The sequence below is a fragment of the Acinetobacter sp. Tr-809 genome, from assembly GCF_011753255.1.
Classification (GTDB): Bacteria; Pseudomonadota; Gammaproteobacteria; order Pseudomonadales; family Moraxellaceae; genus Acinetobacter.
In genome coordinates this window covers 40,802-66,798 of sequence record NZ_VWVZ01000005.1, presented here as the reverse complement: position 1 = coordinate 66,798, position 25,997 = coordinate 40,802, and the positions used below count along the sequence as shown (strand labels likewise).

General features: G+C 42.2%; 21 protein-coding genes. 11 read left to right on the top strand and 10 right to left on the bottom strand.

Annotated elements, in window-relative coordinates; translation table 11 throughout:
• Positions 1-24: 24 nt before the first annotated feature.
• On the bottom strand, positions 25-2,925 hold the full coding sequence (locus F3J02_RS12070; protein WP_023271565.1) for a valine--tRNA ligase: 2,901 nt from the start codon (positions 2,923-2,925) through the stop codon (positions 25-27).
• 372 nt (positions 2,926-3,297) lie between these two features.
• Here F3J02_RS12070 and F3J02_RS12065 point away from each other — a divergent pair, with 372 nt between their 5' ends.
• From F3J02_RS12065 to F3J02_RS12045, 5 genes are all read left to right on the top strand, one after another.
• Positions 3,298-3,978, top strand: coding sequence for a hypothetical protein (locus F3J02_RS12065; protein WP_167249613.1), 681 nt, complete (start codon positions 3,298-3,300; stop codon positions 3,976-3,978).
• Between the two features lie 113 nt (positions 3,979-4,091).
• A complete protein-coding gene (locus F3J02_RS12060) occupies positions 4,092-4,754 on the top strand; it encodes a hypothetical protein (protein WP_167249611.1) in 663 nt (220 codons plus the stop codon).
• Positions 4,755-4,767: 13 nt separating this feature from the next.
• A complete protein-coding gene (locus F3J02_RS12055; RefSeq protein WP_167249609.1) occupies positions 4,768-5,574 on the top strand; it encodes an SDR family NAD(P)-dependent oxidoreductase in 807 nt (268 codons plus the stop codon).
• Positions 5,571-6,278, top strand: coding sequence for a diphthine--ammonia ligase (locus F3J02_RS12050; RefSeq protein ID WP_167249607.1), 708 nt, complete (start codon positions 5,571-5,573; stop codon positions 6,276-6,278). The genes F3J02_RS12055 and F3J02_RS12050 overlap by 4 nt, the downstream gene beginning before the upstream one ends.
• 233 nt (positions 6,279-6,511) lie before the next feature.
• The gene (locus F3J02_RS12045) at positions 6,512-8,140 is read left to right on the top strand and encodes an OFA family MFS transporter (RefSeq protein ID WP_167249605.1); all 1,629 of its coding nucleotides are present in this window, start codon (positions 6,512-6,514) and stop codon (positions 8,138-8,140) included.
• Between the two features lie 91 nt (positions 8,141-8,231).
• Here F3J02_RS12045 and F3J02_RS12040 read toward each other — a convergent pair whose 3' ends face one another.
• From F3J02_RS12040 to sdsA, 8 genes are all read right to left on the bottom strand, one after another.
• The gene (locus F3J02_RS12040; RefSeq protein WP_167249603.1) at positions 8,232-8,675 is read right to left on the bottom strand and encodes a YbjQ family protein; all 444 of its coding nucleotides are present in this window, start codon (positions 8,673-8,675) and stop codon (positions 8,232-8,234) included.
• An 8-nt stretch (positions 8,676-8,683) separates the two neighbouring features.
• Complete coding sequence (locus tag F3J02_RS12035; protein WP_005227055.1) at positions 8,684-9,034, bottom strand: YbjQ family protein; 351 nt, start codon at positions 9,032-9,034, stop codon at positions 8,684-8,686.
• Between the two features lie 108 nt (positions 9,035-9,142).
• Positions 9,143-10,606 carry a multidrug efflux RND transporter AdeIJK outer membrane channel subunit AdeK gene (adeK, locus tag F3J02_RS12030; RefSeq protein ID WP_167250084.1) on the bottom strand — a complete coding sequence of 488 codons (1,464 nt, stop codon included), beginning with the start codon at positions 10,604-10,606 and terminating at the stop codon, positions 9,143-9,145.
• 5 nt (positions 10,607-10,611) lie between these two features.
• Entirely contained in the window at positions 10,612-13,785 is a 3,174-nt protein-coding gene (adeJ, locus tag F3J02_RS12025) for a multidrug efflux RND transporter permease subunit AdeJ (RefSeq protein ID WP_167249601.1), read from the bottom strand.
• A 12-nt stretch (positions 13,786-13,797) separates the two neighbouring features.
• Positions 13,798-15,051 carry an efflux RND transporter periplasmic adaptor subunit gene (locus F3J02_RS12020; RefSeq protein WP_167249599.1) on the bottom strand — a complete coding sequence of 418 codons (1,254 nt, stop codon included), beginning with the start codon at positions 15,049-15,051 and terminating at the stop codon, positions 13,798-13,800.
• A complete protein-coding gene (locus F3J02_RS12015) occupies positions 15,038-15,688 on the bottom strand; it encodes a phosphatase PAP2 family protein (RefSeq protein WP_167249597.1) in 651 nt (216 codons plus the stop codon). The genes F3J02_RS12020 and F3J02_RS12015 overlap by 14 nt, the downstream gene beginning before the upstream one ends.
• A 534-nt stretch (positions 15,689-16,222) precedes the next feature.
• Entirely contained in the window at positions 16,223-18,271 is a 2,049-nt protein-coding gene (locus tag F3J02_RS12010; protein ID WP_167249595.1) for a site-specific recombinase, read from the bottom strand.
• Between the two features lie 14 nt (positions 18,272-18,285).
• Positions 18,286-19,263 (bottom strand): All-trans-nonaprenyl-diphosphate synthase, encoded by a 978-nt coding sequence (gene sdsA, locus F3J02_RS12005; RefSeq protein WP_167249593.1) that lies wholly within the window; start codon positions 19,261-19,263, stop codon positions 18,286-18,288.
• A gap of 447 nt (positions 19,264-19,710) precedes the next feature.
• Here sdsA and rplU point away from each other — a divergent pair, with 447 nt between their 5' ends.
• Positions 19,711-20,022 carry a 50S ribosomal protein L21 gene (rplU, locus tag F3J02_RS12000; RefSeq protein WP_004652230.1) on the top strand — a complete coding sequence of 104 codons (312 nt, stop codon included), beginning with the start codon at positions 19,711-19,713 and terminating at the stop codon, positions 20,020-20,022.
• 18 nt (positions 20,023-20,040) lie between these two features.
• Positions 20,041-20,295 carry a 50S ribosomal protein L27 gene (rpmA, locus tag F3J02_RS11995; RefSeq protein WP_004640422.1) on the top strand — a complete coding sequence of 85 codons (255 nt, stop codon included), beginning with the start codon at positions 20,041-20,043 and terminating at the stop codon, positions 20,293-20,295.
• 70 nt (positions 20,296-20,365) lie between these two features.
• Here the strand turns inward: rpmA and F3J02_RS11990 are convergent, their stop codons facing one another.
• Complete coding sequence (locus F3J02_RS11990) at positions 20,366-21,229, bottom strand: pirin family protein (protein WP_167249591.1); 864 nt, start codon at positions 21,227-21,229, stop codon at positions 20,366-20,368.
• Between the two features lie 289 nt (positions 21,230-21,518).
• Between F3J02_RS11990 and lolA the strand changes: the two genes are divergently transcribed.
• From lolA to cysG, 4 genes are all read left to right on the top strand, one after another.
• Complete coding sequence (gene lolA, locus F3J02_RS11985; RefSeq protein ID WP_167249589.1) at positions 21,519-22,223, top strand: outer membrane lipoprotein chaperone LolA; 705 nt, start codon at positions 21,519-21,521, stop codon at positions 22,221-22,223.
• Positions 22,224-22,345: 122 nt separating this feature from the next.
• Entirely contained in the window at positions 22,346-23,110 is a 765-nt protein-coding gene (locus F3J02_RS11980; protein WP_167249587.1) for an RsiV family protein, read from the top strand.
• Positions 23,111-23,218: 108 nt separating this feature from the next.
• Positions 23,219-24,490, top strand: coding sequence for a serine--tRNA ligase (serS, locus tag F3J02_RS11975; RefSeq protein WP_004652225.1), 1,272 nt, complete (start codon positions 23,219-23,221; stop codon positions 24,488-24,490).
• A 67-nt stretch (positions 24,491-24,557) separates the two neighbouring features.
• Positions 24,558-25,931 carry a siroheme synthase CysG gene (cysG, locus tag F3J02_RS11970; protein ID WP_167249585.1) on the top strand — a complete coding sequence of 458 codons (1,374 nt, stop codon included), beginning with the start codon at positions 24,558-24,560 and terminating at the stop codon, positions 25,929-25,931.
• The last annotated feature ends 66 nt before the right edge of the window (positions 25,932-25,997 follow it).

Sequence of the window (25,997 nt, the reverse complement as noted above, 5' to 3'; positions counted from 1 at the left end):
CGATCAGATTAAATATGCAACACCTTAAAGCGCAGCAATTTGCTCCATACTTTGCTTAATTTTCGCTAACTGATCAGCAAACTCAGCCAATTTCACTTTTTCACCTTCAACAACCGCTGCTGGTGCTTTCGCTACGAAACCTTCATTTGAAAGTTTATTGGCAATTTGATCATGTTGCTTTTGAACCTTATCCAAGTCCTTCTGCAAACGACCTAATTCAGCTTTAGGATCAATCAAGCCCTTCATTGGTACAAATACCGATGCATGGCTAACAACGCTAGAACATGACAACGGTGGTTCTTGCTCATTGCTTAAGAACTCAATGCTTTCAACTTTAGCGAGTGCTTTGAATAAAGCTTCGATACGGATGATTTGCTCACGCTCAGCATCAGAAATGTTCTTGAGTAATACAGGCAATAAACGCGCATTACCTAAGCCCATTTCACCACGGATATTACGTACCGCACCAATCAAACCTTGTAACCACTGCATGTCTGCTTCAGCTTGATCATTCACTTTCGCTTGATCGGGAACAGGGTATTGCGCAGTCATAATCGTAGCACCACCTTTGCCTAACATTGGTGCAAGGGTTTGCCAGATTTCTTCAGTCAAATACGGCATCAACGGATGAGCCAAACGTAAAGATGCTTCCATCACTGCAAGTAATACGCGACGAACTTCCGCTTTACGCTCTTCTGATACATTGGCATCGTTCAGAACTGGTTTGGTTAACTCAACATACCAGTCACAGTATTCATTCCAGATAAAATCATAGATCGCTTGTGCAGCAAGGTCTAAACGATAGGTAGCAAATGCTTGATGTACCGCAGCTTCTGCTTTTTGCAGACGGCTCATGATCCATTTTTCTGGAAGTTCCCACAGCTCAGGACGCGCTTCTTGAGCAACCGTTTGACCTTCAACATTCATCAATACGAAACGGGTTGCGTTCCAGATCTTGTTGGCAAAATTACGGTAGCCTTCAACACGTTTCATGTCGAATTTGATGTCACGACCTGTGTTTGCAAGCGCACAGAACGTAAAACGAACTGCATCGGTACCGTAAGCTTGAATGCCTTCTGGGAATTCTTTACGAGTTGATTTTTCAATCTTCGCTGCTTGTTTCGGGTTCATCAGACCCGTCGTACGTTTTTGTACTAAAGTCTCAAGGTCAACACCGTCAATTAGGTCTAATGGGTCAAGCACGTTGCCCTTAGACTTCGACATTTTTTGACCTTCGCCATCACGAACCAGACCGTGAACATAGACCGTTTTAAACGGTACTTGTGGCGTACCATCTTCATTCTTCATGAAGTGCATTGTAAACATGATCATACGCGCAACCCAGAAGAAGATGATGTCAAAACCAGTCACCAATACATCAGTTGGGTGGAACGTATTGAGGAAATAGTTTTCTGCATCTTTCTTGGCATCGCCCGTCCAACCCAAAGTTGAGAAGGTCCACAGCGCAGATGAGAACCACGTATCTAGCACGTCTTCATCTTGGTTTAACACAACATCAGCAGGGATGTTGTTTTTAGCACGAACTTCCGCCTCATCACGACCCACATAGATATTGCCTTCAGCGTCGTACCAAGCTGGGATACGGTGACCCCACCAAAGTTGACGAGAGATACACCAGTCTTGGATGTTGTTCATCCACGCCATGTACATGTTGCTGTACTGTTCAGGAACAAACTTGATACGACCGTCTTGAACCGCTTCAATTGCAGGTTGAGCCAATGGTGCAATTTTTACATACCATTGATCTGTCAATAATGGTTCAACGATCACACCTGAACGGTCACCGCGTGGTGGTTTCAGTGTATAAGGTTGAATTTGATCTAACCAGCCTTCAGCTTCAGCTTGTTCAACCAGTTTTTTACGTGCTTCAAAACGCTCTAAACCAATATAGTCCGCAGGGGCAGGGATGGTTTTAGAAATTTGCTCGCCTGCTTTGGCGATGTATTCAAACTCAGCCAATACTTCTGCATTTTTATTGAAGATATTAATGATTGGTAATTCACAACGCTTACCGACTTCATAGTCGTTAAAGTCATGTGCAGGGGTGATTTTCACACAGCCTGTACCGAATTCTTTATCTACATATTCATCTTTAACGATTGGAACAGCACGACCTGTAATTGGCAGGATAATGTTCTGCCCCACAAGATGTGTATAGCGTTCATCATCCAGTGCTACAGCAACCGCAGTATCACCTAACAAGGTTTCAGGACGAGTGGTAGCGACAACGATGTGGTCTTTACCATCATGGGTACGGAGGTTTTTATCTTCAAAGAAATATTTGAAGTGCCACAGTGAACCTGCTTCTTCCTTATCCGATTCAACTTCTAAGTCTGATAGGGCTGTTTGTAGTTTCGGATCCCAGTTGACTAAGCGTTTACCACGATAGATCAAGCCATCTTCATGCAGTTTTACGAAAACTTCTTTCACCGCATTGGACAAACCTTCATCCATAGTGAAGCGTTCGCGCGACCAGTCCACTGAAGAACCTAAACGACGGATTTGACGGGTGATGGTATCACCTGATTGCTCTTTCCATTCCCAAATTTTTTCGATGAACTTTTCACGACCTAAGTCATGGCGGCTGACACCTTGTGCACCCAATTGACGCTCGACCACCATCTGCGTTGCAATCCCCGCATGGTCAGTTCCTGGTTGCCATAAGGTATTTTTACCCATCATACGGTTGTAACGGGTCAGTGCATCCATGATGGCATTGTTAAAGCCATGTCCCATGTGCAAGCTACCCGTGACGTTCGGTGGTGGAATCATGATACAGAATGATTCACCTTGACCTGATGGTTTGAAATAACCTTGTTGTTCCCAGATTTGATACCATTTCTTTTCGATCTCGGTTGGATCGTAAGTGGTTGCAATATTTTGAGCAGATTGAGCGTCAGTCATAGTACAGAAGATTAAAATTGAATAAAAAATTAGATCTATTGTAGCAAAAAATCCTCGCTTCTGTAGGCATTTCAGCCATGCCAAGTGTTAATGCGAAAAGCTGCTTAAATAATGTCTGAATTGCCGTTTTTTGAGCTTTTATAGAGCAGATGTTTAGTGCAGCTTCATCATGTGGCTTTTATGACTGATGATCGACAGCTCAATCAAGATAAATGCTTTATAGACTTCATTTTTTTCTGAAAAAGCCGATGAAAGGCGTTGGATTTTTATACAAATAGGGTTAGATTTGTGTAATGCATCACATAACTTAAAAATATTGATGCTCAAAACAACAATATAAGAATGCGAAAAACTAAAAAAGGGATGCTTCTCATGAGTTATTCAATCCTATTGAAAATTAATGACGTCACACATGGACAATTTGAAACGATCCGCCAGCAGCTCAATGCTGGTACGCATGAGAGTCAATCACGTATCTTGGGTGAGGTGTTATCCGAAATTGCCTGTGATATTGTCGAGCAAGTGTTTTCAGTACTCTTGATTCAAAATCGCCAACCGACGCAGTTAACGCAGAAATATACGGCTGAATCAGAAAAAGTAATTCAACAAATCATTGGCGCGGTACGTAAATATATGCCGTGGTCGATTGCCTTATTTGGTAATGAGCGTCTCTGTCCATTTGCAAATTATTTTTCCAATATGATTAAGTATCACGATGAACAGGTTTATGTGTCTTATCCGATTGATCGTCAGTTGGTGCAGCAGGCACATACATTGATCACACAACTCAAGAATAATGAAATCAGTGACATGGTTGATGTATTTCAAACCTTGATTCAGATTGTGGATTTGGGCGTGACCAGCTTGATTCGTGAACCGAAAAAATGTCTCAACTTTAATACCGTGGTCGATAAAACCTTAAATGGGGTGATCAATATGACTGCACATTTAAGTTATAAGCGTTTAGAGAAAATGGGCAATCAGGTTGATGCCAATGCCGCAACGGATTGCGTCAACCATTTTTTAGCATTTATGCATGTCGATACAGAATAGAGTGTGCTAAATTCGGCGTGTACAACGCCAAAAATCATAGAAAAATTGATCTGATTAAAGGGCTTGTTAAACAAGCTCTTTTTTTATGGAATCTTACAATTAGGGTTATGAGAATGAACACCGCCGTTTTTTTAAATATTCATGCGGATACTTATGCACGTTTTGCACATATTCGGACGCAATTATTGCAAGGAAGTAAAGAAAGTCAGGCCAATGCTTTGGGCAGTGTATTGTCTGAAATGGCTTGTGAAGTGATTGAACAAGTTTTTATGGTGCTGTTACAAGAAAATCAGCAGTATTCACAAACGGGTGAATCTGAAAAAGTGATTCAGCAAATTTTGGAAGCAATTCGCAAATATATGCCATGGTCGATTTCATTTTTTGGCAATGACCGCTTAATCCCTTTGGTGGAATATCTCTCTAAAACCCTGCAACTTGAAGATGAACAGGTATATATGACTTATCCTGTTGAGCAGCATTTGGCTCAAAAGGTCATCGCTTCTAGCCAAAAGTTGGCAGGAGGAGATCATCGAGAAGTTTCAAATGCACTCAAACTTCTTACCGAAGTGATTGATGCTGGTGTCACCCATTTGATTCGTGAACCAAAGAAATGTCTCAAGTTCAATTTTGTGGTCGATAAAACTCTTAATGGGGTGATTAATATGACCACACATTTGGGTTATAAACGTTTGGAAAAATTAGGCACGCAAATTGATCAGCAAGTAGCGGCAACATATGTAGATTACTTCCTGAAATTTATGCGTCATCAAGCATAGGCAGAACATAAAAATGGCAAAACTCAAAACTCTTGAAAATAAAGTGGTCTGGATTACGGGCGCATCATCTGGCTTAGGTAAAGCTTTAGCTCGTGAATGTGCATTGCAAGGCGCACAAGTGGTGTTGACGTCACGTCGTTATGATGAATTAGAAGCAGTACGAGTTGGATTACTCAAGCCCGAACAGCATCTTTCGATTGCTGCGGATATTACCGATGAAGCCCAAGTCCGTCATGCCCATGAACAAGTTTTGGCAAGTAAAGGGCGTATTGATTGGCTTATCAATAATGCAGGTTTGAGTCAACGTGCCTTGATTCAAGATACGACCATGCACACTGAACGTGCCATCATGGAAGTCGATTATTTTTCACAGGTCTTTTTTACCAAAACAGTATTGCCAACATTGTTAAAACAAAAATCAGGTCGGGTGGTGTTTGTTTCGAGTGTGGCTGGCTTATTGGGAACCCAATATCGCGCTACTTATTCTGCGGCTAAAGCTGCGATTCATATGTGGGCCAACAGTTTGCGTGCCGAAGTTGCTCCAGAAGGTGTTGAAGTTTCGGTGGTCTTCCCAGGCTTTGTCAAAACCAATGTCTCTTTTAATGCCTTAAATGGTGAAGGTAAGCCTCAAGGCCATCAGGATGAAGCCATTGAAAATGGTTTAGATGCCGATGTATTTGCGGAGCGTGTGGTGGAATCCTTGATGGCAGGCGAGCAATATATTGTAGTTGGTGGGAAAAAAGAACAATTGGGTGTGCTGGTCTCTCGATTGTCACCCAACTTGTTGTATAAGATGATTCGCAAAATGAAAGTGAAATGAGTGTGAATAAGCGTAAGAAAGCCGTTTTTAATTGGAGCGGTGGTAAAGACTCTTCTTTGGCCTTGTATAAGGTCTTACAGCAAAATGAGTTTGAGGTGGTTGCTTTATTAACTACGGTCAATGAAGAAACAGCCTTGTCGTCCATGCATGCCATTCCGCATACATTGCTTGAAAAGCAGGCTGAAAGTATTGGTATTCCACTCTATCCTGTATTCCTGCCGAAAAATCTGCCTGTCTATGAGCAACGTATGCTCGATGCAGCCAATCATTTTAAGGCACAGGGCGTTGAGCACTTTATCTTTGGTGATATCTACCTCAGTGATGTGCGCAAATATCGCGAAGACCGTTTACATCCTTTAGGCATCGAAGTAGTTGAGCCAATATGGAATCTCAACTCGCTTGAAGTGATGCAGGATTTCTTGGATTCAGGCATTAAAACCAAAATCATTGTGACTGATGCCAGCAAATTGGATGAGTCGTTTATTGGACAGGATATCGATGCAGCTTTGCTAGAGCGGATGCCTAGTGATGTTGATGTTTGTGGTGAAAATGGCGAATACCATACTTTTGCTTATGCAGGCGGTTTATTTAAACATGCTGTTGAATTTGAAATTGCTGGAATTCGTCAGATGTCATATGAGTTTAAGTTAGAAGATGGGGAAGAGAAAACCTATCACTATTGGCAAGCAATTTTTGCAGAGTAGGGCAAATATCCTGTGCATGTCACAGGATATTTTTAAAAATCATTAAACCCGTTATTTACTTTTTATTAAAAAAAGCTACTTGATAAGAACAAGATATTTTTTGCACAATCATTTGATTGGTCTTCACTGAAAAATAAGCATAATACAAAGCTCTGGCATAAGCGCGAATGGCTGCCTAGATCCAAATGAATAATACTAACCTTTCTTTAGCAGTGAAGGCACGGAGATTGTACATGGAAAGACGACTTTCACTTTTGGCCAAGGAACGCACGATTGCCCATTCTGGTTATAACCGTTGGCTATTGCCTCCTGCCGCGTTAGCGATTCATCTCAGTATTGGTATGGCCTATGGCTTTTCCGTGTTTTGGTTGCCATTATCCAAAGCATTGGGAATTGATGCGCCAATTGAATGTAAAAACATAGGTCTGCTTGAGCAGTTGTTCACTACAACCTGTGACTGGAGTGTGTCTACATTAAGCATTATGTACACGCTGTTTTTTGTTTTTTTAGGTTCATCCGCGTTTTTGTTTGGCGGCTGGCTGGAGCATGCAGGGCCGCGAAAGGCAGGTGTAGTTGCAGCATTTTGCTGGGCAAGTGGTTTGATCTTATCTGCGCTGGGTGTTTATACACATCAGTTGTGGTTATTGTGGCTGGGAGGAGGAATAGGGGGTATCGGGCTTGGGCTTGGCTATATTTCACCTGTATCTACCCTGATTAAGTGGTTTCCAGACCGTCGTGGTTTAGCAACAGGTCTTGCCATTATGGGCTTTGGTGGAGGCGCCATGATTGGTGCGCCATTGGCAGATAAGTTAATGAAGTTCTTTGCAACGGATACCTCTGTTGGTGTCTGGCAAACGTTTTTGGTACTGGCTGTCGTTTATTTCATTTTTATGATCGGTGGTGCATTTGGTTACCGCATTCCGCCTTCAAATTGGAAACCGAGTGGCTGGCAACCGAGCGTAACGCAGGCGACGGGTCTTGTGACCAATCGTCATGTTCATTTAAATAAGGCATGGAAAACCAAGCAGTTTTGGTTAATTTGGGGCGTGCTCTGTCTAAATGTATCTGCTGGTATTGGCATTTTAGCGATGGCTTCGCCGTTATTACAGGAGGTATTTGGCGGACGCCTCATCGGTTTAGATGTGGGAATTAATGAATTAAGCGCAGAGCAAAAAATGCAGATTGCAACTTTTGCAGCAGGTTTTACGGGTTTACTGTCCTTATTTAATATTGCTGGGCGTTTCTTCTGGGCATCGACATCGGACTTTATTGGTCGTAAAAACACCTACTTTATTTTTCTCGCGTTGGGCTTCTTGTTATATGTCTCAATTCCACACTTGGCACATGCTGAAAATTTGCCATTATTCGTTTTAGCTTTCTGTGTCATCTTGTCGATGTATGGCGGTGGTTTTGCCACTGTGCCTGCTTATTTGGCCGATATTTTTGGTACGCAAATGGTCGGGGCCATTCATGGGCGTTTGCTTACCGCATGGTCTGTCGCAGGGATATTGGGAACCTTATTGATTACCAATATTCGTGATTATCAACTGGCGCACGGTGTAACTCAGGCACAATCTTATGATGTTGCCATGTATATTTTAGCGGGGATGTTGGCAGTTGGGTTTGTGCTTAATCTCTTGATCAAACCTGTCGATGAAGATCAATATATGACAGATGCGGAATTAGCCGCAGAAAAGGCTTTAGCGCATGAGAAAGTATCACAAGATCTAAGCATAGAAAATAATGTAGCACATGCGCCATCCAAGACCATTACGGTGGTACTTGCTTGGTTGGTGGTGGGTCTCCCTTTATTGGCAGGGATTTGGTTTACTTTGCAAAAGGCGATTGTTTTATTTCATTAACTTTAAAATCTAAGCGATAAAAAATGCCTCATGATTCGAGGCATTTTTTATTTTATGGGTAGTACCGTAATTTCCCAATAGACTATTGACATCAATGTTGAGCGTTTACGATTGCCGTACCATAGGCAAAGACTTCAACCATACCACCTTGCATACCCAATTCTGTAGTACTAAGTCGAACCCCCATAATATGATTAGCCCCCATGGCATGCGCTTCTTGCTTCAGGCGAACCACAGCTTCACGACGCGCACGTTCCACCACACTTTCATAGCTGACTAGACGTCCACCAAAGAAGTTTCGAATAGTTGCCAGTACATACTTAAAATAATCATGGGAGATCACCACATTGCTGCTGACCATTTGCCCATAGGCAGTGGTTTCTACAAAGCGATTGGTATCAATTCGAATATGGGCAAATTGCTGTTCTTTCTGATCCAGCTCACGTAAGTGCTTTTGCTCGATATGACGACCAAAACCCCAACCGACTGAAAATAGGATCAGAAACAGGACAATCTGAAAAATGAATCCATCCATAATTTTGCCTATGCGCCAAATGGATCAGGAAGTTTAGGTGCAACGGGTTGTACCACTACTGCGGTACCATACACAAATAACTCTGATGCGCCTTGGGCAATATTTGAAGTCGAGAAACGAATACCGACAATGGCATTGGCACCCAAAGCTTTTGCCTTATCGATCATGCGTTGTGTCGCTTCTTGACGTGACTCTTCCAGCAATTCGGTATAGCCCGTCAATTCACCACCCACAATATTCTTTAAACCTGCCATCAAATCACGGCCCACATGTTTACTACGAACGGTGCTGCCATACACCACATCTAGTTGACGTAAAATTTCATGACCTGGTACAGACTCTAAACTGCTTAGTAACATCGTATTTTCTAAATCATCAATATATTCAGTTTGAAGATAAGAAATATTGGTCATGGTTGCAATAAAAAAGCTCACCGAAGTGAGCTTTTTTATGCGCAAAAGATGAAATTATTTTTTTGCGTAGTGTTGTTCTGAGCTAGATGGCTGGTGCGTTACCGTTTCACTGCTAGATGCTTTGAGGCCACCGCCTAAAGTTTTGTACAGTTCAACTTGGTTGTTGAGGTTTGCTTGTTGAAGCAACAATAAACCTTGTTCAGCTGAATAAGCAGAACGTTGTGCATCCAATACGGTTAAATAGCTGTCAATACCAGCACGGAAGCGGGCATTTGAAAGCTTATATGTTGTATTGGTTGCATCAACCAAACGGCGTTGCGCGGTTAAACGGTCGCCAATGTTGGCACGCGTCGCCAAAGCATCATTCACTTCACGGAAAGCTGACTGTACTGACTTTTCATAGTTAGCAAGTGCGATTTTCTGATCGGTTTCAGAGATTTTGATATTGGCCTTACGTGTACCCCAGTCAAAAATTGGGATATTCAAGCTTGGACCAATTGACCATAACGCATTCCCTGATTTGAATAAGTCACTCAAATCAGTTGATGCATAACCCGCAGAACCAGTCAGGCTAATGGTTGGGAACAGTTGGGCTTTAGCAGCACCAATATTCGCACCCGCAGCACTTAACTGGTACTCAGATGCTTTTACATCTGGGCGGTTATTGAGCAAGTCACTTGGTAAACCAGCACTAAACACGCTTTGTTGCGTAATACGTGCAACTTGTTGTTGAGGGAGCAAGTTCTGAGGAACTGGCTGACCAACAAGCAAGTTCAACAAGTTTTGTGCTTGAGCAACTTGAGTCTTGTAGTTCGCGACATCATTACGTGCCGTTTCAACTGAAATTTGTGCTTGGCGTACAGGGATTTCGCTATCAATACCCACATCAAAACGTTTCTTGTTTAAGTTAAACGAGTCTTGTTGAGCTTTTAGCGTTTGATCCGCCAATTTCAATTGCGCATTCGCGTATGAGTAGTTTAACCATGCTTGAGTGACTTGGCTGATTAAACTGATCTGCGTTGCATCGCGTGAGCTTTGTGTTGCGAGGTAGCTATCTAAAGCTGCATCTTTCAAGCTACGTACACGACCCCAGAAATCCAATTCATATGAAGTTAAGCCTAAGCCAACTTGATAAGTTGAATACGGGTTATTAGGGTCACGGCTAGGGGTGACTTGACGAACCGCGCTGCCACTTGCCCCAATAGTCGGCAATTGATTGTTTTCCGAGATTTGGTATTGCTGTTGCGCTTTTTGAATGTTCAAAGCAGCAGTACGTAAATCACGGTTATTGGCAAGTGCCAGATCAATCACTTGCAATAAACGTTGGTCAGCAAAGAAATCTTTGTAACCTTGTTCTGCGATTGATTTTCCAGAAGCATTACCATAAGACGCGAAGCTTTCAGGAACATCTGAACTCACAACAGGCTCTGGCCCGCGCATGCTTTGGCAGGCAGCCAAAGAAAGCGCGAGTGCAGAGATTGCAATGCCACGACTGGAAATAGACCATACAGTTTGCATCACGATCAATGCTCCTGAGTATTTAAAGTTTTAGGTTTGTACTTAAAGATACTACGAATCCACACGAAGAATACAGGGATGAAGAAAATACCTAAAAGCGTTGATGAAATTACACCACCAAGTACACCATAACCGACCGAGTGTTGGCTACCAGCACCAGCACCGCTTGCTAGAGCTAACGGTAAAACACCGAAACCGAATGCAAGTGTGGTCATGATAATTGGGCGTAAACGCATTTTTGCAGCATGTAGAGTTGCTTCAAAAAGCTCTTCACCTTGTTCCTGTAATTCTTTCGCAAATTCGACGATCAAGATCGCGTTCTTTGCGGATAGACCAATTACGGCAACAATCGCAACCTGGAAGTAAATGTTAAAGGATAAGTTTGGATCACCTTTAATCAGCATACCTAACCATGTCAATGTAAATGCGCCGACGATACCTAAAGGTACAACCAGTAATACAGAAACAGGGACTGACCAGCTTTCATAGAGTGCAGCAAGACACAGGAACACGATTAATAATGAAAGAACCAAGAGTGGAGCTGTTTGGCTACCAGAATCACGTTCTTCTAAAGATAAACCTGTCCATTCATAGTCGAAACCAGTTAAGCCCATAGAAGGTAACTTACCAATGATTTCTTCCATCGCCAACATTGCATCACCAGAGCTGACACCCGGTGCAGGAGTACCTTGAATGTTAACAGATGATACGCCGTTATAACGTTCTAGACGAGGTGAACCATAAGTCCATTCACCTTTGGCAAAGCCAGAGAAAGGAACCATTTCGCCTTTGTTATTACGCACATACCACTTGTTCAAGTCTTCAGGCATCATGCGAGTATCCGCTTCACCTTGGACATAAACTTTCTTCACACGACCACGGTCAACGAAGTCATTGATATACGAACCACCCCAAGCCATGCTCATGGTGCTGTTAATATCAGCGATACTGACGCCCATTGCACCTGCTTGTGCTTGATCAATGGTGATCTGGTACTGTGGTGTATCTTCTTGACCATTTGGACGTACACCCGCAAGACGTTTGTCTTGAGATGCCATACCTAAAATCGCATTACGTGCAGCAATCAGCTTCTCATGCCCTTGACCGCTTGCATCTTTTAACTGGATATCGAAACCAGAAGCGACACCCAATTCAGGCATTGCTGGTAGCTGTAACGGCATGATGTAAGACGCATCTTTCACAATCATGTTCAATGCCATACCACGTTGAATGATGGCACCAATCTGTGATTCTGGTGTCGTACGTTCACTCCAGTCTTTTAATTTAATAAAGGCAAGACCCGCGTTTTGACCCACCCCTGTGAAAGAGAAACCAGCAACTGTAAAGATCGACTCTACATTTTCTTTTTCCTTATTCAAGAAGTAGCCCGTCATGGTATCAATGACTTTATCAGTACGTTCCAAGCTCGCACTTGGTGGTAACTGAACTAAGGTCATGACCACACCTTGGTCTTCTTCTGGTAAGAAAGAAGATGGCAATACCTTGTAGATACCAACCAATGCTGCGATGACAACAATATAAAGCACACCAGAGAATAACTTGTGGTGGGTCATACGATTGACACCGCCTTGGTATTTCTCTGAAAGTTTTTCAAAGCTACGGTTAAACCAGCGGAAGAAACGCGCGAAAATATTGTTGCTTTCCTGCTTGTTTGGATCGTGTTGTTTTAACAAGGTCGCACACAGGGCAGGGGTAAAGGTTAATGCTACCAGTAATGACAGAATCATCGCGGTAACGAGCGTGATCGAGAACTGACGATAAATAACACCAGTGGTTCCACTGAAGAATGCCATCGGTACAAATACCGCTGTTAACACACTGGTAATACCGACTAAGGCACCCGAAATCTGACTCATTGACTTTTCAGTCGCTGGAATCGGTTCGAGATGTTCTTCTTGCATTACCCGTTCAACGTTCTCAACCACAACGATGGCGTCATCCACCAATAGACCAATGGCAAGTACCATTGCGAACATGGTGAGTGTGTTGATTGAGAAGCCGAAGATATTAATCACGGCAAATGTACCGAGTACAACCACAGGTACAGCCAATGTTGGAATAATCGTTGCGCGCCAGTTCTGTAAGAACAAGAACATTACGATAAATACCAAGACGACTGCTTCAATCAGCGTATGGACAACACTTTCAATTGATAGACGAATAAATGGTGTCGTGTCATACGCAAGCTTGTCTTTTAAACCGCTTGGATAGTTATGACGTAACTCAGATAAACGCTTTTCAACTGCAGCAGCGGTATCCAGTGCATTGGCACCAGTTGCAAGTTTGATTGCAACACCACCTGCAGGGCTACCATTAAATTTCGAGTCGAATTGGTAGTTATCAGAACCCAGTTCTACACGTGCAACATCACCTAAACGAACTTGAGCACCACCTGAAGTATTTTTCAGGAAGATGTTTTTGAACTGTTCAGGTGTTTGCAACATGGTTTGTGCATTCACTGTTGCGTTGAGTACTTGACCCGCAGTCGATGGCGCACCACCGAGCTGACCAACTGCAACTTGAGAGTTTTGTGCACGAATGGCTGTCGCAACATCATTTGGTGTCAGGTTAAAGCTCGTCAGCTTTGCTGGATCTAACCAGATACGCATTGCATATGAACCACCAAATACTTGGAGTTCACCTACACCCGCCACACGACTCAGTGGCTCAGAAATATTTGAGTTCACATAGTCTTTAATGTCAGATGCAGAAAGGCTGTTATCTGGCGAGTAAAACGCAATAACTTGTAAGAAGCTTGCACCAGACTTAGTTACCTTTACACCTTGACGCTGTACGTCAGCAGGTAAAAGCGCTGTTGCTGATTGCAGTTTGTTTTGAACTTGAACCTGTGCGATATCTGGATCGATACCTTGTGCAAAGTTTAAGTTAATCGATGCTTGACCATTACCCGCACTGTTCGATGAAATGTAACGTAAGCCATCCAAACCATTCATTTGTTGTTCAATGATTTGGGTTACGGTATTTTCAACAGTTTGAGCAGAAGCCCCAGGATAAGTTGCAGAAATCGTTACCGTGGGGGGGGCAATTGTCGGATATTGTGCAACTGGCATTTTTGTAAGCGTGATAATACCCGCCAACATAATGACCAGTGCAATCACCCAAGCGAAAATTGGGCGATGGATAAAAAATTGAGCCATGCAATCTACCCCTTAAGCTTCTGAAGTTGCTTTTTGTTCAGCTTTTGGTGAATTGGCTTGCTTTTGTTGTTCAGCAGCTTTTGGTGCTGCATTTTGACCTTCAGCTGCTTTTGGTTGATAAGGTTTAGCAGACACTTCTTGGCCTTCTTTTACCTTGGCAACACCATCAACAACAACTTTATCACCAGCCTGTAAGCCTTCAGTTACAATCCAGTCTTGACCTTTGACACCCACAGTTTTAACTGGACGTGTTTCGATCGCACCTTTAGCATTTACCACTAAAGCAATTGCTTGTCCTGTTGGTAAACGAGACACAGCTGCTTGAGGGATCAGATAAGCGTTTGGTAAAACTCCTTGCGAAATTTTAGCCGTTGCATACATACCTGGTAATAATAAATGGTTTGGATTTGAGAAGACTGCACGTAAAGTCACAGTACCTGTATCCGGATTCACGCTCGCATCAGAGAAAGCGAGTTGACCTTCAACTGGGTATTCAGAACCATCTTCCAGCGTGATTTTGACACGGGTATTGTTGCTGTTATTCAAGCTGCCTTTACTGAGTTGTTGGCGTAAACGCAATAATTCAGCACTGGATTGATTGATATCAACATAGATTGGATCTAATTGTTGAATCGTGACCAATGGATCAGCTTGGTTCGCAGTCACCAACGCACCAGGCGTTACCGAAGAGCGGCTAGATTGACCAGAAATTGGCGCGCGAACAGTTGAGTAACCCAAAGTAATTTCAGCATTTTTCAATGCAGCTTCAGACGCAGCGACATCAGCTTCAGCCAATTTTACTTGAGCATTGATATCATCATATTCTTGTTTAGAAACAGCATTTGTTCCCACAAGCTGACGATAACGGCCTTCTTTCACACGTAATGCATTTAAGTTTGCTTGTTGACGCAATAACGTTGCACGAGCACTGTCTGCCGTTGCGCGGTTGGTATTTGCATCAATTTGATAAAGTGCTTGACCTGCTTGAACGTAGCTTCCTTCAGCAAATAATCGTTTTAAGATTACGCCACCTGTTTGAGGGCGTACTTCCGAAACTTGATATGCAGAGGTTCGTCCTGACAGTTCGACGTTTTGTTCAACGCTTTGTGGTTGCGCAACAATGACACCAACTTCTGGAGGTGGCATTTTTTGAGCAGCAGCAGCTTGCTGTGCATCTTTAGGATCTTTGCTACAACCAACAAGCGCAATGCTTGTTGCTAATGCGCAAGCAGTTAGGGCAGGAGCCCAAAGCTTAGCCGACATCATTATTCCACCTCAATTTAGATTTTTTATCTAAAAACAAATTGTTGCTGAAAGTGCTTTGATACAGCCCTAACCAAAGCAACGAAGTCCAAATCAACCCAATTCCCCAACCAGCAAGTACGTCAGTTGGGAAGTGAACCCCTGCATAAACTCTAGATATCCCCATGAATATAAACCATAAAGTAGATACTAAAATGACACTGGTGCGATACTTATACTGTTGACACAACAGCATGGCTAGACTCGCAAGGGTTGCAGCATAAAGGCTATGGGCACTTGGGAAGGATGCGCCATAACTTTGAACCAAGTGATAAAACTCCATTGGTCTTGGCCGATCAATGCTCCATTTCAGAAGCCAACCAATCACAATGCTGCCGCTCACACTTAAAGCGATAAAAGTCACATTCTTATAATTTTTAATCCACGTTTGGTAAATACACAAAAATGTTGTTAAAAATAGTAAAAAAGGCATTCCACCTAGTCGGGAGAGCAGAACTGTCACATGGTTAAGCGTAAATGAACGGTGCTCAAAAAAAGCTTGAACACTAAAAAGGTCTAAAGTTGATGCGTTGGAATTCATTAATCCAATCACACCGAGTCCTAAAAAAAAGCAACCAATACAAAGCAATAGGTACGGCATGCGCTACTCATTATTTGCTTAACCATTATTCAGGGTTGTTGAGTGTTTGAAAGTGTACTCGCGAGTACACTTTTGGTCAAGTCTTGAAATTTTATGATAATTTCATTTTTGTGTTTTTTTAAGGGCTAGTAAAAAAACATAACAAAATTTGATGTATATCTCATTTTAGATTGATATATGTACTTATTGAAATAGGCTCTTTTTAACTTATTCGTTTCACCATATACACCACATATCTGCTATAGAACATGATTAAACGAAAGCAAAAAATAAACGACTTATTTCAAGTACATTATAAAATTCTTAGGACGTCAGTAATCAAGAAGCATTGTTTCGATCTCTATCATTCAAATTGAGATACGGACTCACGTCATCGTATCTCCTTAGGGAAAGGGGATACCATGGCTGAGAAGTGATCTATTGAACAATAGACGCAGGGAATACCAACCCATTTGAACTATTTTTGGTGGATTGATTATACGTAAAAATAGTTCAAATGTTAGACTTGTACTTCACCGTTTTTTCTGTACAAAGTTAGTGATGCGAAGATGCGTTCTTGGTTTGCTCTTCAACTTCTACGGGCTGCTTAGGTGGCCAGAAAAAATCACTTGGTCGAGTTAAGAAATGCGTTGTTACTAACTTGGCTAAAGGCTTCCATTGTGCAAAACGAACACGACGTGCGCGTAGAGCAACAATAATTGTTAAGGTGAAACTGACAAATAAGTTGGTTAAGCCGATTAGCATAACACCTAAGAATGATACCAAAATTAAACCAATGTCAGGACCACCAATGGTCATTAAACCTTGAATAAAGTTGGCAGAAGCAAAGGCAATATGACGGATATCTAAAGGCAAACCTAAGATAAATCCAATTGTGCCCATACTTCCAAGCATGATCCCGAACAAGAAGTTACCTGCTAATGCACCAAGGTTGGTCTCAATATAGTTGGCAAACTTGTCTAAACGTTGTTGTCCCATCCAGCGTTTTAAGCGGCGATGCTGTTTTAAACGTGGGCCGACTTTGCGATAAACCGCTAAGTTATCAAAATAGCCAGCAATCAAACCAGAGAAAAACAAACAAACACCAGCAATTGCTGCATGCGGAACAGCCAATGAGGTAAATGGATTGAGACTATGTAGCAATGCGGCTGACTTGGCATGATTGAGTAGAGGTTCACCTAAATTGTATTGCCACAAATAAGTAATCAGCGCTGCGGTTGGGATTGCAATTGAGATATTCCCCAAAATCGCAATAAACTGGGTTCGAATAATATTAATAATCAATGCCGCTAGTTCTGCGATCTGCGCAGTTTTACTGCCTTTTTGCTGTTGTACAGTCGAGGCAAGTGCGGCAGCAGTCATCGCTGGCTGTTTGGTTGCAACAGTAAAATGCAGTACATGAATCAGCATAAAACCAAGTGCATAGTTCATGCTGTATAAGAAAGCATGTCCAAAAGGTGCGAGTACCAAGCGTGCCGTTAAAATTTTCAGTGTCGCCATGGTGGCAATGATCGCACCTGCGCCAGCTGCAGCTTTATACATGCCAAAGAAGCCAGCTTTGTCGGTACTTACATAATGCTCGCCTGTTTTACTGGCATTCTCAGTGACCTGTAAGGCAATCAATTCACTGGTCGAGGTGAGCAAATGACGTACACTTTTTTCATTATAATGTGCTTTGGTCAAATCGACGATCAGCTCACCCAATGCGGTATAACGTGCATCATTTTTACTGGCTAACAAGGTCAGCAGCAGTTCAATACGGTCAATCGCCTGTTCTAATAGCGACAATAAGTAGGTCAGACTGATACTGACCCCAATCCGTTTGGTGGCACGGCGAATTTTTAGCACTACTTCACGACACTGATCAAGCATCACAAAGGCTTGTGAAGCATCAGGTGGTGGTAAAACTGCAACCGCATCTTGATCATCAATCTGTTTTTTATATTTTTCGATGAATTCTACGATTTCTCGGTTTTGTACCAAAAAAGGCGATTCATATTCGGTAATTTCGGGTTGGGCATTAATAAATTCAGGATATAAACCGATACCACTAATCCGATAGGACAATACCGTAATCGCTTTAATTAGCTCATTCTTTGAAATTTGCTTTTCTCTGGTATTGCTTTGGCTTTCACCTAACAGGTTGAATAGTGTAATCCAGTCTTGATTCTCAATCAGATCGAGCCATTCACTGTCATTTTCTTGGTGAAAGACTTTCCCAATGAGGGTTTTAAGCTGTTGACCGTCTTCGACCAAAGGGAGGAAGTGCGCGCCTAGACGTTGCCCTAATTGGTTCCAGAAACCATCAAGCGATAGAATGCCACTATCGGCATATAAGCTAAGCTGTTTGTATTGGCTGATCAGCTTAAGTAAAAAGTTTTGCAGTAGAATTGCAGATGTTGGAGTGAGTAATAATATTTTGATTAGCGCATGAATACGCTGCTTGACCTCATCTGCATTATTTGGATTTTTTGGCCGTATACGGTCGACCAGTTCGATGAGAAGTTGTTCGTCAAGAACAGCTTGAGGTTGATCAAGCTGATCCTGCATTTTTAAAAAAAGATCAGATAACGTTAAATGCATAGGCGGTCAAAAAATTATTGTAGACGATGTAAAGCCATTAAGGTCAAATTGATCAGTGCTTGGCGATATTCATTATCTGGTAGCGCTTTTAACGCTTCTAAAGCAGCATCCGTTTCTTGTTGCGCACGTTTTTGACAGTAATCTAGGCCACCCGAGTGATGAACAATCTCAATCACTTTATCTAATTGCTCAACACCACCCGTTGCAATACTACGACGAATGATCGCTTGATCCTCACCAGTTGAATGGGCTAATGCTGAAATTAACGGTAAAGTTGGTTTACCTTCCATCAAATCATCACCAATATTTTTACCTAATGTTTCCGCATCAGAGGTGTAATCTAAAATGTCGTCGATAATTTGAAAAGCATTGCCAAAATGACCAGCAAAACGACGTAACGGTTCACGGTATTCTTCAGTTCCTGCCAAAATGGCGGCACCTTCGGTTGCAAGTTCAAATAAACGAGATGTTTTACCGTGGATAATTCTTAAATATGTTTCTTCAGTGGTTTCTGGTTGGTGTTGAGATTGTAGTTGTAAAACTTCACCTTCTGCAATTTCACAAGTTCCAGTCGAGAAATCTTTTAATAAGGTCATATTATTTAAGTCGACCAATAAATCGAAAGCTCGAGAGATGAGGAAGTCACCGACTAAAACTGCTGTTTGATTATTCCACGTTGCATTTGCGGTTGGACGACCACGGCGTAAACTTGATTCGTCGACGACGTCGTCATGAACTAAGGTTGCAGTGTGTAGCATTTCAATCACAGCAGCTAAATGCTGTGCTTGTTGCATATTGGCTAAACCACAGGCACGTGCAGCCAGTAAGCACATGATTGGGCGCATACGTTTGCCACCCGCTTCAACAACATGCTTGCTGACACTCATCACTAAACCAACTTTAGAACTAATCCCTTCATTAATGAGGTGATCCATCGCAGCAAAATCTGTCGCAACAGGGGAGAGAATGTCTTGCTTAAAATCGATAACCATATGAAGGAAAACCTCGTATAGGTGGTAATGTTGCCAAGTGTATCAATTAATCTGTGACTAAACAGTTATACAGACTGTATAATTTGTCATTTAAAACACAATGAAGAGCTTTTTGGTCTTAAATTAGACAGAAAAAGGCGGTTTTCATCAAACGCCATTACTTTACTTAGGGCACTGTAAAAACACAGTTTGTTATTGTCACATTTTGTTTTCAAAAATGTATTTCAAATTTTGATGCGAATCAATCAAAACAGCTCGCCATCAATCTAATTGATTTTACTGGAAAATCCAAGCAAGTTATCGTTATGCGTGCATTTATACAAAATAACTTGTTGTTTGATCAATTTTCACTTAAAATTTGTCCCCTTGTATAAACCCAGTGGCGCTCGTTTTAAGATCGGTATATCCTTTTATCGGCACGACGACACGGGCATGTTGGAGTACATTATGTACGCAGTAATCCAAAGCGGTGGTAAACAGCACCGTGTTGTTGAGGGTGAAACCCTTAAAGTAGAATTATTGAAAGCTGAAACTGGTGCGACTATTACGTTTGATGACGTATTAATGGTTGTTAACGGTGACAACATTCAAATCGGTGCTCCAGTTGTAGCTGGCGCAAAAGTAACTGCAGAAGTAGTTGGCCATGGTCGTCACGACAAAATCCGCATCATCAAAATGCGTCGTCGTAAACACTACCGTAAGCAACAAGGTCACCGTCAATGGTTTACCGAGTTGAAAATTACTGGTATCGCAGGCTAACACGAGGAGTAAATAGACATGGCAACTAAAAAAGCCGGTGGATCGACGAAGAACGGTCGTGATTCGAATCCTAAGATGTTAGGTGTTAAAGTTTACGGTGGTCAAACTGTAACTGCTGGTAACATCATCGTTCGTCAACGTGGTACTGAGTTCCACGCTGGTGCAAATGTTGGTATGGGCCGTGACCATACTTTATTTGCTACTGCTGACGGCGTAGTAAAATTTGAAGTGAAAGGTCAATTTGGCCGTCGCTATGTAACTGTTGAAGCTTAAGTTTTAATAGTTCGAAAAACCCGCTTTTAGCGGGTTTTTTTATGCCTACTGGATTTTAAGGTGGAGAGTTTTATGGTTTTCCAAATTGCCCTGTTTTTAAATCGTCATAGGCCTGCAGAATTTCCTCATAACTGTTCATCACAAAAAAGCCATGTCCATTGATTGGTTCTTGTAAGGGCGGTGCGGATAAAAATAGCAAATCGCAATTTTCTAAAGCGGTAACTGCTACATCATTGTCGAAACTGGACATGATTGCCAAAGCTTGTTCTTCTAAAACTTCTTCTTCAGCAGAGAATTGAAGCTTTCCATTGCGTAAATAAATTAAGGTGCTATCACCATGATTGGCGGGAAGTATAAGATGCTGTCCTTTAGCCAAATGGATATCAAATACATGCATTGGGCTAAAGGTTTGCGCGATACCCTGCGTACTCTTAAATTGTCCTGCCACGATACGAACATAGCCTGCATTATTTTCGAGTATAACTTTTGGTATATTGTGATTCAGCAAGCTTTGGTAATGTGGTGCAGACATTTTATCTTTGGCGGGTAGATTGACCCACAATTGCACCATTTCAAATAATCCACCTTGCTCACGAAATTCAGGACTGAAATGTTCAATATGTTGTATACCTGATGCAGCAGTCATCCACTGCACATCACCTTGGCTAATCACGCCACCACTTCCTGTTGAGTCTTGATGTTGCAGTTCACCAGCAAAAACAAAGGTGACGGTTTCAAAACCACGATGCGGATGTTCATTGACACCTTTTTTAGTACTTTTAGGTGGTAAACGTCCAGGTCCAATATGATCTAAAAGCAAAAAAGGGGAGGTGGTATTGCCGAGTTCCTGGTAAGAAAAGACTGACAGGGCGGGATAAAAATCACCAATTGCAAATCGAGTGTCATTACGGTGGATAAAGGCAAGACTTTTCATGGATGGTGCTTTTTTAAGTTATTGGTTTTAGGTTATCAAACTCTTATTTTTCGTCTAGAGCATTGTTGATGAATAATTTCTCTGATCTGGCATTGATGTCCTTAATCGGTGAATGGTCGAAAAGTTGATTTTCATCCTTACAATCTCTACATAAAGGCTGCAACTTCATACATAATGCAGAACTTTGCGACACGAATTACACAAAACCGTTGCTTTTCTTCATTTTTTTAATGATCAAAAACAGTAAGATGTCGTCATACCAGTAGAAATCTGATAGAAGGTTGTTTTTATGAATTTCGTAAAAAAAATGGCTTATGCTGCAACGTTAAGTGCAATGACACTTGCTCCAGTTGTGAGTAGTCAGGTATTCGCTGCACCTGTAGCTGCATCGGCTCAACAAGCGACCACAAGTTTGGTTCAACAGTTATCTGGCTTGCAACGATTCACCGCAGATTTTGAACAAACCACAAAAGTTGCACCTAGTAATAGTAATAAAGTCGCACAGAAGAAGGGCTTAACTGCTCAACATATGAATCAGACCTTCAAAGGGACCATGAAAGTTGAACGTCCTGGGAAATTCTATTGGGAAACTACTAGTCCTGCTAAACAAACCATTGTAACCACAGGCAAAGTGGTGTGGATTTATGACCCAGACTTGCAGCAAGCAGTGCGTCAAAGTTTGGATGATCAAATTGCCAATACCCCTGCATTATTGTTATCGGGCAATACTAACCAGATCATGCAATCTTATCGTGTGACTCAACCTGACCGTACTAAACTGTATTACACCTTATATCCAAAACAGGAAGATGGTGCGTTCCAGAGCTTAACCATTAGTTTTGGTGGCAATAAAGCACCGAATTTGATGGTGTTACAGGACTCTTTAGGTCAAACCACGTATGTCCGTTTCAGTAATATTAAGGTGAATCAGGCGATTCCAGCATCGGTGTTTAATTTTACACCGCCAAAGGGTACCGATATTATTGATCAGTAATTGATTGTTTGATTTAAAAAGCCGCACATGTTGCGGCTTTTTTTATGTGAAGCTTGGATACATTTTTTAATTTCATCTCTGGGCAAGGCTTTGTATAGTGAAGAAAAACATCAGAGACTTGCATGACGATGAATACTTCACAACTATCAAAAATTATTCCACTTATTCCCATCCTGACTGTCGTTGCGTTCGCAGGTTGCCAACCTAAAAAAGAGTCCGCAGCGGCAACTGAAAAAGTGGATATTCCATTGATTCATGCAAAAGTGGTGGCTGTTAAAATTCCAAAGCAAAAAGTGTGTTTGGAAGATGGCTGTACCACTTATGATTTACAAACGGTTGAAACTAATCAGAAATGGATTAATGAATATTTCGTCAATCGTATGAAAAAGGCCGAGCCGAATGCTTTTTCAAATATTGCAGATCAGAAAGTCAAAGTCCCAGCAGATGAGCCATCGCAAAGTGAAAGCAGCACTTATGTACGCTTTGTTGGGCAAAATTATAATCTAGCGACTTTTGCAATTCAGACCTATTCCTATTCTGCAGGCGCTGCACATGGCATGTCACATCAAGAGTTTGTGAATTTTGACTTGAGCAATAAAAAACACATTACGGTCAGTGAGTTGCTTAAACCCGATATGAATACCAAACTACGCGATGAACTCTATGCATCCAATCAAAACTGGTTGGAAGACCACAGCATTAAAAAAGAACAGTTACAGGTCAGTGATAACTATTACTATGGGGTAAATGGCATTGTATTTGTTTATCCACTCTATGAATTGGCATCTTATGCAGAAGGCATGAGCGAGTTGACCTTGCCATACTACGCAGCCAAGCAGTTTGTGAAGGCTGAATATTTACCAAGCCTATCAAAAGATCCGAACTAGTTTTAGTGCAGCATTTACATATGATGTGTAGATGCTGCGCAATCGCTGTATTTTTTTGGGTTAAAGCCTTACACTATAGCCAGTTTTTTTCTCTATTCATGATTGATTATGATCGACCCAAAATTACTCAGAAATAATATTGAAGCAGTTAATGCTGCTTTGGCAAAACGTGGTATTCAGCTAAATGTACAAGAGTGGGCTGATTTAGAAGCTCGCCGCAAAGATTTGCAATCCAAAGCTGAAAACTTACAAGCAGAGCGTAATGCTGGTGCCAAACAAGTCGGTCAAATCAAAAAGTCGGGTGGAGATGCTTCTGAGATCATGGCGCGTATGGCGGCCATTGGTGATGAAATCAAAGCTGCTGAAGTGGCTTTGGCTGAGCTGCAAGCTGAGCTTGAGCAAAAGTCTCTTGCAATTCCAAACTTGCCAGATGAATCTGTTCCCTTTGGTAAAGACGAAAGCGATAACCTTGAAATCTTGAAGTGGGGTACACCACGCCAGTTTGATTTCGAAATCAAAGATCATACCGATCTTGGTGAAATGATGGGTGGTCTGGAGTTTGAAACAGCGACCAAATTAACAGGTTCACGTTTCAGCGTATTGAAAGGACCTTTGGCGCGTTTACAACGTGCCTTGACTCAGTTCATGCTCGATACACACACGCTTAAAAATGGTTATACCGAAGCTTATGTACCATATTTAGTCAATGCAGACAGCTTACGTGGTACAGGTCAGCTCCCTAAGTTTGAAGAAGATCTGTTCAAGCTACAAGGTGAAAAAGAATATTACCTGATCCCAACTGCTGAAGTACCAGTGACCAACTTCGTTCGTGACGAAATTATTGATGCGGATCGTTTGCCGCTGAAATATTCTGCACATACGCCATGTTTTCGTAGCGAAGCAGGTTCTTATGGTCGTGATACCCGTGGTTTGATTCGTCAACATCAATTCGACAAGGTCGAAATGGTGCAAATCGTAAAACCAGAGCACTCTATGCAGGCACTTGAAGAGTTGACTGCACACGCAGAGGGCATTTTGCAGGCATTGGGCTTACCATACCGTAAGATTTTGCTCTGTGGTGGGGACATGGGGTTTGGTGCAGTCAAAACTTATGATCTAGAAGTTTGGGTACCAAGCCAAGATACTTATCGTGAAATTTCAAGCTGTTCAAATGTGGGCGATTTCCAAGCACGCCGCATGAAGGCACGCTACCGTGTCGATCAGAAGAAGATCGAATTGGTGCATACCTTAAATGGTTCAGGTTTAGCGGTCGGTCGTACTTTGCTTGCAGTGATGGAAAACTATCAACGCGCTGATGGTTCAATTGAGATTCCAGAAGTTTTACGTCCATATATGGGCGGTGTTAGCTACATCGACTAAACTTTGCATCGAATTTGTGCATAGTTTTTGCTTAAGCTCAATCAGATTGAAAATATAGAGGCGTGACGTGGAAATTTTCCCAATCTCTTTAAAGTTGCAGCAGCAACGTTGTCTGATTGTGGGTGGTGGGCATATTGCCTACCGCAAAGCAAACCTGCTCGTCAAAGCTGGTGCAATTGTTGATGTGATTGCACCAGACATCATTCCTGAATTAGGTCAACTTGTTGAGCAATCAACGGGGCAATATATACAAGCGCCTTTTTCTGAAACCATTTTGGTAACAGCCTATCGCTTAGTGATTGCCGCGACAGACCAACCTGATGTTAATAAAACGGTATTTGAACAGTGTGAACAGCGTAATCTACTGGTCAACAGTGTCGATGATATTCCGCATTGCCGCTTTATGGTGCCTGCGATTATTGATCGCTCACCGTTGGTGATTTCGGTGGCTTCCAATGGAGCATCACCCGTTTTATCTAGACAGCTGCGCACTCAGATTGAAACCATTGTGCCGCACGGTATGGGCAAATTGGCTGAGTTTTCAGGCCAATGGCGTAAGCAAGTGAAAGCCAAAATTGCCAATCCAGATGAGCGTCGTATCTTCTGGGAAAACCTGTATGCCAGTCCGCTGAAAGAACAGGTTTTCAATGACAATATTGAAGTGGCAAATGATCTGATTGAGCAGGCTTTAACGGAATGGACTGCACCGAAAGGTGAGGTGTATTTAGTGGGTGCAGGTCCAGGTGATCCCGAGCTTTTGACCTTAAAAGCCTTACGTTTGATGCAGCAAGCCGATGTGGTGATTTACGATCGCTTGGTGTCTGCACCCATCTTGGAATTGTGTCGCCGTGATGCTGAAAAGATTTATGTGGGTAAAGCCCGTTCTAATCATTCGGTTCCACAAGATGGCATCAATGCTTTATTGGTTGAATATGCACAGCAAGGTAAACGTGTTTGCCGTTTAAAAGGCGGTGATCCTTTTATCTTTGGACGTGGTGGAGAGGAAATTCAGGAATTGGTGGAAGCCAATGTGACTTTCCAAGTTGTTCCGGGTATTACCGCAGCTTCAGGTTGTTCTGCCTATGCAGGTATTCCACTGACGCATCGTGATTATGCGCAAAGTGTACGTTTCCTGACAGGGCATTTAAAAGAAGGCTCACCTGAATTACCTTGGAATGAGCTGGTTTATGAAAACCAAACTTTAGTCCTTTATATGGGACTGGTCGGTTTGGAGCGTATTTGTGAACAATTGATTGCACATGGTCAACGTCCAACCATGCCTGTGGCCCTAATTTCTAAAGGTACTACTCCTGATCAAAAAGTGGTGGTGGGTACATTGGCAGATATCGCGACCAAAGTATCTGAACATCAGATCATAGCACCGACTTTAACCATTATTGGTGAAGTGGTGAGTTTACGTGAACAGTTAAAATGGCAATAGAATCCCTCCTTGCGGAGCTATAACCGCTCCTCACCTCTTTAAAAAAGAGGAGGAGTTCCTCCCTTT

Bases quoted from the DNA above. Each gene is read 5' to 3' on its own strand.
- F3J02_RS12070 (WP_023271565.1), bottom strand. From the start codon at position 2,925: ATGACTGACGCTCAATCTGCTCAAAATATTGCAACCACTTACGATCCA.
- F3J02_RS12065 (WP_167249613.1), top strand. From the start codon at position 3,298: ATGAGTTATTCAATCCTATTGAAAATTAATGACGTCACACATGGACAA.
- F3J02_RS12060 (WP_167249611.1), top strand. From the start codon at position 4,092: ATGAACACCGCCGTTTTTTTAAATATTCATGCGGATACTTATGCACGT.
- F3J02_RS12055 (WP_167249609.1), top strand. From the start codon at position 4,768: ATGGCAAAACTCAAAACTCTTGAAAATAAAGTGGTCTGGATTACGGGC.
- F3J02_RS12050 (WP_167249607.1), top strand. From the start codon at position 5,571: ATGAGTGTGAATAAGCGTAAGAAAGCCGTTTTTAATTGGAGCGGTGGT.
- F3J02_RS12045 (WP_167249605.1), top strand. From the start codon at position 6,512: ATGGAAAGACGACTTTCACTTTTGGCCAAGGAACGCACGATTGCCCAT.
- F3J02_RS12040 (WP_167249603.1), bottom strand. From the start codon at position 8,675: ATGGATGGATTCATTTTTCAGATTGTCCTGTTTCTGATCCTATTTTCA.
- F3J02_RS12035 (WP_005227055.1), bottom strand. From the start codon at position 9,034: ATGTTACTAAGCAGTTTAGAGTCTGTACCAGGTCATGAAATTTTACGT.
- adeK (WP_167250084.1), bottom strand. From the start codon at position 10,606: ATGCAAACTGTATGGTCTATTTCCAGTCGTGGCATTGCAATCTCTGCA.
- adeJ (WP_167249601.1), bottom strand. From the start codon at position 13,785: ATGGCTCAATTTTTTATCCATCGCCCAATTTTCGCTTGGGTGATTGCA.
- F3J02_RS12020 (WP_167249599.1), bottom strand. From the start codon at position 15,051: ATGATGTCGGCTAAGCTTTGGGCTCCTGCCCTAACTGCTTGCGCATTA.
- F3J02_RS12015 (WP_167249597.1), bottom strand. From the start codon at position 15,688: ATGCCGTACCTATTGCTTTGTATTGGTTGCTTTTTTTTAGGACTCGGT.
- F3J02_RS12010 (WP_167249595.1), bottom strand. From the start codon at position 18,271: ATGCATTTAACGTTATCTGATCTTTTTTTAAAAATGCAGGATCAGCTT.
- sdsA (WP_167249593.1), bottom strand. From the start codon at position 19,263: ATGGTTATCGATTTTAAGCAAGACATTCTCTCCCCTGTTGCGACAGAT.
- rplU (WP_004652230.1), top strand. From the start codon at position 19,711: ATGTACGCAGTAATCCAAAGCGGTGGTAAACAGCACCGTGTTGTTGAG.
- rpmA (WP_004640422.1), top strand. From the start codon at position 20,041: ATGGCAACTAAAAAAGCCGGTGGATCGACGAAGAACGGTCGTGATTCG.
- F3J02_RS11990 (WP_167249591.1), bottom strand. From the start codon at position 21,229: ATGAAAAGTCTTGCCTTTATCCACCGTAATGACACTCGATTTGCAATT.
- lolA (WP_167249589.1), top strand. From the start codon at position 21,519: ATGAATTTCGTAAAAAAAATGGCTTATGCTGCAACGTTAAGTGCAATG.
- F3J02_RS11980 (WP_167249587.1), top strand. From the start codon at position 22,346: ATGACGATGAATACTTCACAACTATCAAAAATTATTCCACTTATTCCC.
- serS (WP_004652225.1), top strand. From the start codon at position 23,219: ATGATCGACCCAAAATTACTCAGAAATAATATTGAAGCAGTTAATGCT.